General features: G+C 61.0%; 10 protein-coding genes. 3 read left to right on the forward strand and 7 right to left on the reverse strand.

Annotated features, from left to right (window positions below):
• Positions 1-2: 2 nt before the first annotated feature.
• The 7 genes from rfaP to ACFE0K_RS02940 all read right to left on the reverse strand — a co-directional run bounded on the left by rfaP (position 3) and on the right by ACFE0K_RS02940 (position 9867).
• Entirely contained in the window at positions 3-851 is an 849-nt protein-coding gene (gene rfaP, locus ACFE0K_RS02910; RefSeq protein WP_434534638.1) for a lipopolysaccharide core heptose(I) kinase RfaP, read from the reverse strand.
• Complete coding sequence (locus tag ACFE0K_RS02915; RefSeq protein WP_434534639.1) at positions 848-1942, reverse strand: glycosyltransferase family 4 protein; 1095 nt, start codon at positions 1940-1942, stop codon at positions 848-850. The genes rfaP and ACFE0K_RS02915 overlap by 4 nt, the downstream gene beginning before the upstream one ends.
• Positions 1939-2964: a lipopolysaccharide heptosyltransferase I gene (gene waaC, locus ACFE0K_RS02920; RefSeq protein WP_434534640.1), complete on the reverse strand. Its 1026-nt coding sequence runs from the start codon at positions 2962-2964 to the stop codon at positions 1939-1941. The genes ACFE0K_RS02915 and waaC overlap by 4 nt, the downstream gene beginning before the upstream one ends.
• A gap of 24 nt (positions 2965-2988) precedes the next feature.
• Positions 2989-4047, reverse strand: a complete 1059-nt coding sequence (waaF, locus tag ACFE0K_RS02925) for a lipopolysaccharide heptosyltransferase II (protein ID WP_434534641.1) — start codon at positions 4045-4047, stop codon at positions 2989-2991.
• 8 nt (positions 4048-4055) lie between these two features.
• On the reverse strand, positions 4056-4982 hold the full coding sequence (locus tag ACFE0K_RS02930) for a branched-chain amino acid transaminase (protein ID WP_434534642.1): 927 nt from the start codon (positions 4980-4982) through the stop codon (positions 4056-4058).
• A gap of 36 nt (positions 4983-5018) precedes the next feature.
• A complete protein-coding gene (glnE, locus tag ACFE0K_RS02935) occupies positions 5019-7889 on the reverse strand; it encodes a bifunctional [glutamate--ammonia ligase]-adenylyl-L-tyrosine phosphorylase/[glutamate--ammonia-ligase] adenylyltransferase (protein WP_434534643.1) in 2871 nt (956 codons plus the stop codon).
• A gap of 241 nt (positions 7890-8130) precedes the next feature.
• Complete coding sequence (locus tag ACFE0K_RS02940; protein ID WP_434534647.1) at positions 8131-9867, reverse strand: GspE/PulE family protein; 1737 nt, start codon at positions 9865-9867, stop codon at positions 8131-8133.
• 553 nt (positions 9868-10420) lie between these two features.
• Between ACFE0K_RS02940 and ACFE0K_RS02945 the strand changes: the two genes are divergently transcribed.
• The 3 genes from ACFE0K_RS02945 to argA all read left to right on the forward strand — a co-directional run.
• A complete protein-coding gene (locus ACFE0K_RS02945; protein ID WP_415039508.1) occupies positions 10421-11101 on the forward strand; it encodes a TIGR00153 family protein in 681 nt (226 codons plus the stop codon).
• A gap of 10 nt (positions 11102-11111) precedes the next feature.
• Positions 11112-12380: an inorganic phosphate transporter gene (locus ACFE0K_RS02950; RefSeq protein ID WP_434534644.1), complete on the forward strand. Its 1269-nt coding sequence runs from the start codon at positions 11112-11114 to the stop codon at positions 12378-12380.
• A 148-nt stretch (positions 12381-12528) separates the two neighbouring features.
• Positions 12529-13626: amino-acid N-acetyltransferase (gene argA, locus ACFE0K_RS02955; protein WP_434534645.1), on the forward strand; the 1098-nt coding region annotated here is incomplete at its 3' end.

The raw sequence follows: 13626 nt of genomic DNA on the forward strand, positions 1-13626 counted from the left end.
GATCAGATATCCTTTCCCGGGTGTTCGTTGAACTGCAGCGGCAGCTCGGGCTCCACTTCAAAATAACGGCGATAGATTTTTTCCGCCTCGCGGCGCGCGCCTGACCAGGTGTCATCCTCGGCCAGCGCCTGCCGGAGCGGCATGCCGCTATAGGTACGAATAAAACGCAACAGATCGCGCCGGGTCATGCCGAACCGGGCGGTGGAAAAATACAGGCCGCCGAGATCCTTGATTCGCCAGCGACGGGGCACCTTCCCGCGTACCTGGGAGCGATGCAGATCTATCAGATACAAGGGGCCATCCGCGCTGTTGGCCGCCGCATCACTGTCGCGCATCAGAAAGTGGGCGAGATAAAAATCCCGATGGTTGATACCCGCGCCGTGCATGATGCGAGCAATGGTGGCCACCCGCTCGATCACCGCTCGCTTGAAAACCGGCGGCATGGCCTGTGGGTCTTTTACCCAACGCTCGCCGAGGTCTTCCAGGCTCAGGGTGTCCACCAGATCATCGGTGATAATGAAGGACTCCACCGACGCCGGGTTACTGCCCCGCGATCCATAGGCGGCGATGGTCATGGTATCCAGGCCAGCACCACGCACCGCATCGATGGCGGTGACTTCATCCATGGCGCCCAGCACCGGCAATTTGCCCTGAGTCAGATTCTTGAAGATTTCCTTCCAGCCGATACCACCGTGGTATTTGAGAAAATAGCTGCGCCCATGGCCGCTAAAGCGCAAGGTGCGGCGCCCCTCACGGGCCCGGAAGATTTCACCTTCCTGTTCGGCGGCCTGATCGAACGGATCGCGGTCGCCCCACAGGGCAACAATGTCATCACGCAGGAAAAGCTTCATGGCGTCCAGTTCTCCACCTGATCCACTACTGTCTGGGCCAGACAATAGAGGGCCGGGTTACGGCCATACTCCACACCGTTTTCCTGCCAGGGGCCGGGCAACAGACTTACCATTTCCTTCAGGGTGTCATCCAAAGCCTTTTGCGTGAATGGTGATGCCACCACTTCGCCGGAACCGGCCTCGCTCACATAGCGGGCGTAGCCACAGGTGTCCGTGGTCAGCACCGGCAATCCGGCCACCGTGGCCTCCAATAACACCATGCCAGCAGACTCCCGATAGGCCGGGTGCAGCAACAGATCAGCCGCCTGCATCAGGGCAGTCACATCATCCCGCGGTCCCAACACCAGAATACGCTGGCGCTGGGCCTTCGACAGCCCGGACAGGTAAGGCTCCGCCTGATCGTTGCCCACAATCATCAACTTGACGGTTTCCGGCAGGGAGGAGAAGGCCTTCAGAGCCCGGTCCAGCCCCTTGACCTTGAAACCGGAACCGAGAAACAGCAACAGGGTATCCTGCTCATCGATTCCCAGACTGGCGCGGGTTTGCTGCCGCACCACTTCGTGATCGGCAGGCCGCTGACGGTCTCGTTCGATACCCGGCGGCAGCAATCCATAACGATTTTCAGCCAGCGTATAATGACGCAGGTACTGGTCACGCTGGTCGTCGTTGAGAAACAGGATCAGAGGACCATCCGCCGCTGTCACCGCTTGCTCCAGTTTCAGGTAGGTGGCATAGCGAGGCAGCCAACGCACCGGTTTCGGCTTGCTTTTAACGTGCTCGGCAAAACAACTGTCAGCGGCAAAGTACACGTCCAGGCCCGGCAGTCGATTGAAACCCAGCACCCGGTCGAACGCACCCGTCTCACGGGCAGCCAGAACGCCCCTGGCAAAGGCACGCATGCGACCATGATTACTGCCACCGGCAACATCGATACGCTGAACCGTCACTCCTTCGATGCCGTCACCCTGCCAGTCGCTAACCAGAGCCACCACTTCATGCCCGCGTTTCACCGCCTCGCGGGCAATACGCGCAAAATCCCGCTGCAGGCCGCCGTAGGGGAAGTAGTGATAGAGCGCCATGGCCAGTTTCATGCGGTACGCCTCCGCAGTTCCCGCCACACCTGCTTCGGTTTCAGACTGCTGAAACAGGGCGGCTCCACGCCCTTGCCCAGTTCACCGCGATAGGTGCACTTTTCCTGCACGCAGGGGGCGCAAGGGAAGTCGGCAGCCAGAGAATGGGCATGCACACCACGCACCCCGGTCAGCACCGGGTCAGTGGGACCATAAAGCGCCACCCCCGGCAGGCCAGCGGCGGCGGCCAGATGAGCCAGGCCGGTATCCACGGCGATAAACGCATCCCATTCGAGGAATTTATCGGTGAGAGCATCCAGCCCCATTTTCGACAACACCTGCGCCTGATCCAGGCCCTCGCTCAGGCGTTCGGCTCGGAATTTTTCCGCCTCGTTACCCCAGGGCAGAAAAACCGTATGGCCTTCACTGGTGGCCAACTCCAGCAGCTGGCGCCAGAAAGCTTCCGGGTAATGTTTGGTGGCCCAGGTGGTGCCGTGACAGAACACCAGCTGCGCCGGGCGGTTCAGTGGCGTGGGCTTATGGCTACGCGGCAGACCGTAATCCGGAGCACTGTCGGGCCGGTCGTATGACAGGGCCAGCGCAAACAATTGCCGCACCCGATCGATGGCATGCTGCCCCTTCGCCACCGGCAGAGGGTGATCGAGAGCCCTGGCAGACAACCCTTCCCGGGCAGACTGTTTATCCAGTCCGAATTTTTCCCCACGCGCCAAACGGGTGACAAAGGCGCTCTTGATCAGGCCCTGGGCATCGATCACCGCATCATAGGACGTTGCCTGAACGGCGGACTTGAATGCGGCCCATTCACCAGAGCGGCGAGCCTTGAGAGGATGTTTGCGCCAACGGCGCAGGGCACAAGGGAAAACCTGATGAACCGCCGGGTGACGACGGGCCAGGTCGGCAAAGGCTTCTTCCACCACCCAGTCCACCTGCAGCTCGGGAATGGCCGACAGCGCATCGGTCAGTGCCGGCAGGGTGTGGATCACATCCCCCATGGAGGAGGTTTTGATCAGCAGCACGCGCATGTCAGAACCCGCTCGCCGTCAACGTCAGGCATCCGCGCTTTCCAGCTGCTGCAGGGCGTCGATCACCTGCGAAGGGGGCAACTGGCGCAGACAGTTCAAATGCCCCAGCGGGCATTCCCGTTCGAAACAGGGGCTGCATTCCAGCCCCAGCCGTACCACTGCCACTCTATCACCCAGCGGTGGGGTAAAGCCCGGCGAGGTAGAACCATACACCGCTACCAGCGGACGCTTGAGGGCAGCGGCGATATGCATCAGCCCGGAATCGTTGCTGACCACCGCTGTGGTGGCCGACAGCAGATCCACCGCCTGCTCCAGGGACGTATTGCCCGCCAGCACCACGGCATGCTCATCCGCACTGTTTTCCAGCATCTCGACAATGGTATCGGCCACCGGCTGATCCTTGCCGGAGCCGAAGATCCATACCTGGCCACCGTGCTCAATCCAGTGCTGTGCCACCGCCGCATAATGATGTTCCGGCCAGCGCTTGGACGGGCCGAATTCGGCACCGGGACACAGACCCAGAACCGGGCGCTGCGTATCAAGGCCATGTACCTCAATAGCCTTTTGAAGCGACGCTTCACTGACTTCCAGGTGCGGAGCAGTAATGGTATCGAGTGCCGGCGCCGGCGAATCGGGTGGCAACGCCAGCGCCACAAAGCGCTGCACCATCAACGGATGGCTTTCCTTATCCAACTTGCGCACGTCGTTAAGCAGGCCGTAACGCATTTCCCCACGCCAACCGATACGCCGCGGGATCTTCGCCGACCAAGGCACCAAGGCGGACTTGAGGGAATTGGGCAGCACGTAGCTTTGCTGATACTGGCCACGCAGGGCTTTGCCCAGCGCATGCCGCTCACCCAGCTTCAGATCACCGTGATCGAAAGGCAGCGAGAGCGCCTCACGCACTTCCGGCATACGCGACAGCAACGGCCGACACCAGGCTGGCGCCAGCACATCAATGGCACAATCCGGGTATTGGCGACGCAGTTCGGAAAAGAGGGTCTGGGCCATGACCATGTCGCCGACCCAGGAAGGGCCGACGACAAGGATAGCGGAGGGCGAGTCGGACAAGATTGCCGGCATACGCCTGCTCAGCTCACGTAAGTGAGCCAGTCTCCGTAGTCGTCATCCAGTTTGCCGCGCACCAGGTCGAAATACACCGCCTGCAATTGCTCGGTGATCGGGCCGCGTTTGCCTTCACCAATGATGCGCCCATCCAGTTCGCGGATCGGCATCACTTCAGCGGCTGTACCGGTGAAGAAAGCTTCATCGGCAATGTACAGCTCATCACGGGTAATGCGTTTCTCGCGCACTGGATAGCCGCGCTCTTCGGCCAACTGAATGATGGTTTTGCGGGTAATGCCGTCCAGACAGGAGGTCAGCTCCGGGGTATAAAGCACGCCGTCGCGAACCAGGAACACATTTTCACCGGAGCCTTCAGCCACATAGCCTTCGTTATCCAGCAGCAGCGCCTCATCGGCACCACCGGAGAGGGCTTCATTGAGGGCCAGCATGGAATTCATGTAATTGCCGTTGGCCTTCGCCTTGCACATGGTGATGTTCACATGGTGGCGAGTGTAGCTGGAGGTTCGCACCTTGATGCCCAGCTCCAGGGCTTCCGGTGACATGTAGGACGGCCATTCCCAGGCTGCCACCATTACGTGCACCTTCAGATTATGGGCCCGCAGCCCCATGCCTTCGCTACCGTAAAACGCCATCGGGCGCAGGTACGCGTGGGGTAAATTATTTTCCCGAATCGACGACAGGTGCGCCTCATTGATCTGCTCTTTGGTATAGGGCAGTTTCATGTTGAGGATATGCGCACTGTTGAAAAAGCGATCGGTGTGATCCTGCAGGCGAAAAATCGCCGGGCCCTTTGCCGTCTCATAGGCACGCACGCCTTCGAACACACCCATGCCATAGTGCAGAGTGTGCGTAAGCACGTGAACCTTGGCGTCCTGCCAGGGAACCAGTTCGCCATCCAACCAGATAAAACCGTCTCTTACAGCCATCGACATGGCAGTGATACTCCCAGAGCTAAGGACCTGCAGGTGTCAGTCCTGCAGGTCGAACCAGTGCTTCCAGATCGCTCGCACGCCTTCACGCAAATCGCGGAATTGAGTGTCGTCGACAATGGATTTCTCTTTGCGCAACGAGGCGCGATGAGCCGCGGATCGGTAAGCGAGGTACGCTTCCCGCAGCAGGCCGGCATCCTGTGCCGACATAATATCCAGTGCAGCCAGTGTTTCGAGCAGCCGCACATTATCGGTGAAGCGGGTCAGTTCACCGTGGGAGGAGGCCCATCTCAGAACCCCGTATTGCACCATAAATTCGATATCAACGATACCTCCCGGGTCCTGCTTGAGATGGAAGCGCTCCTCCCCTTTCTCCCCCAGGTGGTCGACCATCTTGTCGCGCATGGCCAGGACATCATCGCGCAGCTTGTCCTGGGGACGCTCGGCGCAGAGCACCTGGTGACGGATTGCCTCGAACCGGGCACGGGCCCGGTTGCAGCCGGCCACTACGCGGGCCCGCACCAGGGCCTGATGCTCCCAGGTCCAGGCATGATTGAGCTGGTATTTCTCGAAGGAATCCATGGAGCTGACCAGCAGACCGGCACTACCGGAAGGACGCAAGCGGGTGTCCACTTCGTAGAGCTGGCCACTCATGGTTCGAGTGGAAAGGATATGAATGATGCGCTGCCCCAGGCGGGCATAGAATTGCTCGTTGGAGACCGGCTTGTCGCCATCAGTCACTCCACCGCTGGCCGCATCATGCAGGAATACCAGGTCCAGATCGGAGTTGTGGCCCAGCTCGATACCGCCCAGCTTGCCATAGCCCGCCACCACAAAATCCGGGCTGCAGGGCTGGCCATCGGTCCGCGAGGGGCGGCCGTGGCGTTCCACCAGGGGCTCCCAGGCCAGCATTACCACCTGGTTGAGAATGCTTTCCGCCAGCCAGGTGAGATAGTCACTGACCTTCATCAGTGGCAGCACCTCGGTCACTTCCGAGGCAGCCACCCGCAGCAGGTGGGCCTGCTTGAAGTTCCGCAGCACCTCCATCTGCTGTTCCAGATCATCCTCGGCCACGCGCAGCAATTGTTGTCGCAGCTCGTCGTCCAGCTCTGCCCGCTCCGGTGGCGAATAGAGCGTGCGCACATCCAGTAATTCGTCCAGCAGCACCGGGTGCAGGGTGAGGCGCTCGGCAATCCAGGGGCTGGCGCCGGACAGCTTCACCAGCTGGGTCAGCGCACTGGGATTTTCCACCAACAGGGCGATGTAGGCGCTACGGCGCAGTACAGCCTCCACAAAGGCCAGCAGCCGCACCACGGTGGTTTCGCCGTGCCCCTGATAACCCAGTGCTTCCAGCAACAAAGGCATCAGCCGGTCCAGCCGCTCGCGGCCGATTGCCTGCATGTTCTGCACCGAGCGACCTTCGCGGAAATCATTCAGATGGGCGTAGACCTTGTCGCCCTCCTGCACGCCGATGGCAGCCAGTTGAGCCGCCGCTTGTTCCTCATCCAGCTCGCCCAGCCACAGATCCAGCAGCTCCTGATCAGCGCCCTGAGCGGCATCGGTTTCCTGTTCCGGATCAGCAATCACCTGGCTGAAATGATGACGCACGCTTTCCCGGAAACGACGCAATTTACGCTCGAAGGCGGCGCGGGCAGAGAAGCCCATGGCAAAGGTCAGGCGCTGCCAACCCAGCTCGTCGTCCGGCAGGCGCTGGGTCTGCTTATCTGCCACACCCTGTAGCCGATGCTCCACATCCCGCAGGAACAGATAGGCTTCGGTCAGCTCATCCGCCACGTCATCGGGCAGCAATTCCAGCTCCACCAGTTGCGGCAGAACTTTGATCAGATTCGGTTCCCGCAAGGCCGGCAGCTGGCCACCACGGATCAACTGGAACGCCTGAACAATAAATTCCACTTCACGGATGCCGCCGGCGCCCAGCTTCACATCCGCCTGCATCCCCTTGCGGTTCACTTCCCGCTCGATCAGGGATTTCATCTCACGCAGGGAATGGAAAGCGCCGTAGTCAATATAGCGACGATAAACGAAGGGGTTGAGCCGCTTGATCAGGCGTTTGCCCGCCTGCAGATCGCCACCCACCGGGCGCATCTTGATCAGCGCATAGCGTTCCCACTCACGCCCCTGGGTCTCGTAATACCCTTCCATGGCATCGAAGCCGATGGCCAGTACGCCGCTCTTGCCCCAGGGGCGCAGGCGCATGTCCACCCGGAAGACGAAACCGTCGGCGGTGGGCTGGTCCAGGGCCTTGATCAACTGCTGGCCCAGACGCACAAAAAACTGGTGGTGGCTAAGGCTGCGCCGCCCACCCTCAATCTCGCCTTCATGCTCGTAGGCGAAGATCAGGTCGATATCCGAGGACAGGTTGAGCTCCCGCGCCCCCAGCTTGCCCATGGCCAGCACCACCAGCTGCACCGGCTTGCCATCCGGCCCCACGGGGGTGCCGCTTTTCTCGCAGGCCCAGCCGTGCAACACGGTCAGCGCCTCCTGAATCAGGGTATCTGCCAGCAGCGACAGGTCCGCCACGGTGCTGTGATAATCCCCAATCCCGGCCAGATCCCGCCAGATGATGCGCACCATATGGCGGTGACGCAGGCGGCGCAGGGCGCGTTTGAGTTCATCCTCGTTGTGGCAGGCGGCCAATTGCTCCTGCACGGTCCGACGGAGCGAGTCCTCTGCCAGGGCACCACTCGGATCACTCTCCTCAAGCCACTGGCCCAGGCCCGGATCACGCTGAAACTGCTGCGCCACATAGTCGGAGCCCGCCCACACACGGGGCAGGTCATCAAGCAGGGCGTCGGGGATACGATGACCGGATTCCACAAAGTGTTGCCAGTGCTGGCTGACCAGCACCGACAGTTCATCCGGCAGAGCGTGATATTGGGGTTCTTTCATGGGCGGCTATTGTTATACGGCGGGCTGCAAGCTACAAGCTCCAAGCTGCAACACGGGGAAAGCGTGGCGGCCCGCCGTTACCCTTGCGCTCCGCGCTGATGGCACTGGGGGTAGCCCCTGCAGGAACCGGATGCAGGTGCAGGAAAGCGCCACAGCTACCGGTTCATGCGCGGCGCAGGCGGTCAGGCTTGGCAGAAATCTCTTCCGCGTTGTAGCTTGAGGCTTGCAGCTTGTAACTAATTCACCCCAGCAAAATATCCTGGGATGGCGTCACCCGCATTACCTCCTCAATGGTGGTCAGCCCCTTGGCCACTTTCATGGCACCGCTGATGCGCAGAGGCTTCATGCCATTCTTGAGGGACTGACGAGTGAGGGTCTCCAGTTCGGCGCCCCGGGAAATCTGCTGTTTCAGGGTGGTGTTCAGAGGCATGGTTTCATAGACCCCCATGCGGCCCAGGTAGCCGGTATCCCGACATTCCAGGCAGCCCACCGGCCGATAGATGGCTTCCGGCGGCTTCATCTTGAAGGGGCGCACCAGCTCCTCCCAGGCCTGCACATCGGTCTCCGTGGCTTCCTTGCAGTGAGGACAGAGGGTGCGGATAAGTCGCTGGGCCATGACCCCGAGCACCGTGGCGCTGATCATGTAGGGCGGCACCCCCAGATCCACCAGCCGGGTGATGGAGGACGGCGCATCGTTGGTATGCAACGTGGACAACACCAGGTGGCCGGTCAGCGCCGCCTGAATCGCCATGTCCGCCGTGGCCAGATCGCGGATCTCACCGATCATGATGATATCCGGGTCCTGGCGCAGCATGGCCTTGACCCCCTGAGCGAAACTCACGTCGATATTGGCCTGCACCTGCATCTGGTTGAAGCTGGGCTCCACCATTTCGATGGGGTCCTCAATGGTGCAGACGTTCACCTCACTGGTGGCCAGCTGCTTGAGGGTGGAATACAGAGTGGTGGTCTTGCCCGAACCGGTGGGCCCGGTGACGAAGATGATCCCGTGGGGGTGCGAGGTCATCTGTTGCCAGGACTGATAGTCCTCTGAGGTGAAACCCATCTGCTCGAAGCTGCGCACCAGTACATCCGGGTCAAACACCCGCATTACCATCTTTTCCCCGAAAGCGGTGGGCAGCGTAGAGATACGCAGCTCGATCTCATCGCCCTCCGGCGACTTGGTCTTCAGACGGCCATCCTGGGGCTTGCGCTTTTCCGCCACATTCAGACGACTGAGAATTTTCAGCCGGCTGGTCACCGCCGCCATGATCGCCGCTGGCAGTTCATAAACATCGTGCAGGACGCCATCGATACGGAAACGCATCTTGCCGGTCTCCCGGCGCGGCTCCAGGTGAATATCACTGGCCCGCTGGGAAAACGCATACTGCAGAATCCAGTCCACGATATTGACGATGTGCTGGTCGTCCGCATCGTGGTGCCCCTTACCCACTTCCAGCAACTGCTCGAAGTTGGTAATGCCGGACATTTCCTGGCCCGTGTTGCCAGAGGCGCCGGCGATGGAACGGCTCAGGTTGTAGAACTCAACGCGGTAGCGACGCAGCTGCTCCGGGTTGGCCAGCACCACCTCCAGCTCCCGGTCGCGCAGCACCTGCTTGAGATGGGCCTGCCAGTCACGCACAAAGGGCTGATCGCAGGCCACCACTACCTTGTCCCGCTGCACCTCCACGGCCACGATGCCGTGGCGTTCGGCAAAGGCATAGCTCATCACGTTGGTGACCTGGTCTACATGCACCTTGAGTGGATCAATATGGCAGACCCGAATACCTGCCGTCGCCCCCAGCCAGCGAGTCAGAAATTCCACATCCAGCAACTGATGGGTATTACGGCGATCGGTAAGCCGATACTTGGCCAGCACCTGGATCGAATGCCAATTCAGCTCCTTCTTCTCCCGCGGCGTGGTGGAAATGACATTGAAGTCCTCCTGACTGACACGCCCCTCTTCCAGCAACTCACGCATCAGCCAGCGCACATCAATCAGCAGACCATCCAGTTTGGCGGGGTTGGCGGTGGCGTTCACTCAAGACTCTCCGAATTCACTGACGGGCCGTCATGCGGCCTCATTATTTTGTTGGGGAGCCTCTGAGTCACTCCTTGCATGCTCAGCGTGACCTGAAGGGTGCAGCTGTTGTGTTTTGTCGTGACGGACAGGGTGGCTCCCTTTCCTGGCGGCAAAGCGCAGCAGATGTGCCCTTCAGGCCACGCCCTGCGGGGCTTTCAGGCTGGCCCACACTCATTCGACAGGCAACCAGCATGCCTTCAAAAGTGCGCCTAGATTGTGAGCCAGCCAGAAAGCCTGAGCATGCAAGGAGTGACTCAGAGACTCCCTGTTACTGTAACCCTATCATTGAACCCCTGACAGCCCCGGCGGCTTTGACTATACTCGCGACCAGTTTCATGACACATGTGTGACAGACGCACGGTCGTGCCATAACCCGAGCCCTCCCCCTATGGGCGACGGTTCGGGAAAGTGGGACACTGATTTCTACTCTGACTCTGGATCCGAGGCGCCTATGTCCTTTGGAAGCTCCATTGCCGGCCTCTTTGGCCGCTCCCCCATCAAGCCCCTGCAGCAACACTACGACACCGTTCACGATTGTGCCCGCACCCTGGCGGACTTCTTCGCCGCCGTTACCGACGGCGACTGGGACAAGGCCCGCGCTGCTCGCAAGCGTATCGCCGAACTGGAAAACCAGGCTGACGAACTGAAAAAAGAGTTCCGCCTGAACCTGCCCAAAAGCCTGTTTCTGCCCATGCCGCGCACCGATCTGCTCGATCTGATCAGTGTGCAGGACAAGGTGGCCAACAAGGCCAAGGACATCTCCGGGCTGATGCTGGGCCGGCAGATGAGCATCCCGCCGGTGCTGGCTGATGTGATGCGCGACTATGTGCAGGGCGCCATCGATACCTCTGCTCAGGCCCAGAAAGCCATCAACGAACTCGATGAGCTGATCGAAACCGGCTTCAGCGGCCGTGAAATCCAGATCGTGGAAGAGCTCATCGAAGAGCTCGACCGTCTGGAGCGCAACAACGACGAGCAGCAGATCACCATCCGCTCCACCCTGTTCAAGCTGGAAAGCGAACTGCCCCCGGTGGATGTCATTTTTCTCTACAAGATCATCGAATGGGTAGGCGATCTCGCCGATCGCGCCCAGAAAGTGGGCGGCCGCCTGCAGATGTTGGTCGCACGCTAGGAGCTATCGTATGGAGTGGATGATTGAACACAGCTACCTGATGCTGTTGCTGGCTGGCGCTTTCGGCTTTCTGATGGCCTGGGGCGTGGGCGCCAACGACGTAGCCAACGCCATGGGCACCTCGGTGGGCTCCGGCGCCCTGACGGTGAAACAGGCGGTGATGATCGCCATCGTTTTTGAATTCTGCGGCGCCTATCTGGCCGGTGGCGAAGTCACTGCCACCGTGCGCAAGGGCATTGTCGATGCCGGCGTCTTTACCGAGTCCCCCCACTATCTGGTGTACGGGATGATGTCCGCCCTGCTGGCCGCCGGCATCTGGCTAATTGTGGCCTCCTGGTTCGGCTGGCCGGTTTCCACCACCCACTCCATTGTCGGCGCCATTGTCGGCTTTGCGGCCGTGGGCGTGGGCATGGATGCGGTCAACTGGGGCAAGGTGGGCAACATCGTCGCCAGTTGGGTGACCTCGCCCTTGCTGGCAGGCTTTATTTCCTTTGCCCTGATCAAGAGCGTGCAGAAACTGGTACTCAACCAGGACGACCCCTTCCAGCGCGCCAAACGCGTGGTGCCTTTCTATATGTTCCTGGTGGGCTTCGCGATTAGCGCCGTCACCCTGCTGAAAGGTCTCAAGCATATCGGCCTGGAAATCAGCTATGGCGCCAGTCTTGGCTGGTCCGCCGTTGGTGGCCTGGTGGTCGCCCTGATCGGCGCCGGCATTCTCAGCCGTATCCAGCCCAACCCGGAAGCCGACAAGGATTTCCGCTTTCACTCCGTGGAGCGCATCTTTGCCGTACTGATGATCTTCACCGCCTGTGCCATGGCCTTCGCCCATGGCTCCAATGATGTGGCCAACGCGGTGGGGCCGCTGGCCGCCATCAACAGCGTCATCGTCAACGAAGGGGTGATCGGCGGAGAAGCCGCCATGCCTGGCTGGATTCTGCTGGTCGGCGCCATGGGCATCGTCTTCGGCCTGGCCATTCTCGGTGCCCGGGTGATGGCCACGGTGGGCAAGAACATCACCGAGCTCACCCCCAGCCGCGGCTTCGCCGCCGAGTTGGGTGCCGCCGGCACCGTGATCCTGGCGTCCGGCACCGGCCTGCCCATCTCCACCACGCACACCCTGGTGGGCGCAATCCTTGGCGTAGGCATGGCACGCGGTATCGGCTCCCTCAACCTGCGGGTGGTCAGCACCATCTTTACCTCTTGGGTGGTGACCCTGCCGGCCGGGGCCCTGCTGTCCATTCTGTTCTTCTACTTCTTCAAGGGCCTGTTCGGGGCGTAATTGAAGCCAGACGCAGGACGCCTGATGCAAGATGCTAACGCCGTCCTCCGGGGCGGCGTTTTTGTTTCTGTTGAGCGCTCAGCATCTGGCATCAAGCGTGATCCGCTGGCTATACTGGCCTGTCAGCCACCAACCACCGAGACACGCCGTGCCCAGCACCACCCCCGACAATCAGGTCCACTGGTTCCGCAATTCGTCCCCGTACATTAACGCCCATCGGGGGCGCACCTTTGTGGTCATGCTTTCCGGCGAACTGCTGGACGGCCCGCGCCTGCCCACCCTGATCCACGACCTGGCGTTGCTTAACAGCCTGGGAATCAAGCTGGTCCTGGTCCACGGCGCTCGCCCGCAGATCAGCGCGCGGCTGGCAGAAGCCGGCATCGAATCCACCTTCGAGCAGCACATGCGCATTACAGACAGCGCCGCCCTCGATGGAGTCATGGCCGCCGTCGGCGCCCTGCGCCTGAAACTGGAAGGGTTGTTCTCCATGGGGCTGGCCAACTCCCCCATGTATAACGCCGGCATCCGGCTGATCAGCGGCAACTTCGTGGTCGCCAAACCGGTAGGGGTACGCAATGGGTTCGACTACCAGCACACCGGCGAAGTGCGGCGCATCGAAGTGGACGCCATCCGCCAGCAACTGAGCAATGGCAATGTGGTGCTGCTGTCACCGCTGGGCTGCTCGCCCACCGGTGAACTGTTCAACGTGAACGCGGAGGAAGTGGCCTCCACCGCCGCCATTGCTCTGGGCGCCGACAAGCTCATCCTGATGGGCGATGACCTGCGCCTGGCCGACCCGGAAGGCAACCTGGTCCGCGAACTCAGCCCTCAGCAGGCAGGCAAACTGCTTGCTGGTGGCCAGTACGAAGACAACGGCGTCGATCGACAGCTCACAGCCGCCTGCCACGCTGCCAGCAATGGCGTTGGCCGGGCGCACCTGATCGACGCCAACGACGACGGCGCCCTGCTCAAGGAACTGTTCACCCGTGACGGCTGCGGCACCCTGGTCACCCGGGAAACCTACGAGACCCTGCGTGGCGCCCGCATCGACGACGTGGGTGGCATTCTGGAACTGATCGAACCCCTGGAAGCAGACGGCACCCTGGTGCGCCGCTCACGGGAACTGCTGGAAAACGAAATTCAGCGCTTCGCCATCATCGAGCGCGACGGCATGGTCATCGCCTGCGCGGCCTTGTACCCGTTCCCGGAGGACAAGACCGGCGAACTGGCCTGCGTCGCCGTCCAT

The sequence above is a fragment of the Alcanivorax sp. genome (genome assembly GCF_051117345.1).
Classification (GTDB): Bacteria; Pseudomonadota; Gammaproteobacteria; order Pseudomonadales; family Alcanivoracaceae; genus Alcanivorax.